1 protein-coding gene is annotated in these 274 nt (G+C 56.2%); it reads left to right on the forward strand.

All coding sequences use genetic code 11. The features are described from left to right. Positions 1-274, forward strand: a 274-nt coding sequence (locus JMJ55_RS30585; protein ID WP_202829366.1) for an extracellular solute-binding protein, incomplete at both ends; no start/stop codon positions are given.

The following is a 274-nucleotide window of genomic DNA, read 5'->3' on the forward strand; positions in this document are numbered from 1 at the left end:
GAAGGCGTCGCAACTCAACCTGGACACGTTGTCGGGCGAGATCACCTTCCAGGCTCAGGGTCTGAAGGGAACCTTTGACGGGTTCTTCAACGACCTCATCAAGAAGTTCGAGAAAGAGCATTCCGGATGCACGATCAAGTGGACGGATCTGCCGGGCACTGACGACTTCGACACCACGATGGTGACTCAGGCGTCCAATGGCACGATGGCTGACGTCGTCAATATGCCGTCCTCGACCATCATGGCTCTGTCGAGGGCTGATTACCTGCTCGAT

Source organism: Belnapia mucosa, from assembly GCF_016775475.1.
Taxonomy (GTDB): domain Bacteria; phylum Pseudomonadota; class Alphaproteobacteria; order Acetobacterales; family Acetobacteraceae; genus Belnapia; species Belnapia mucosa.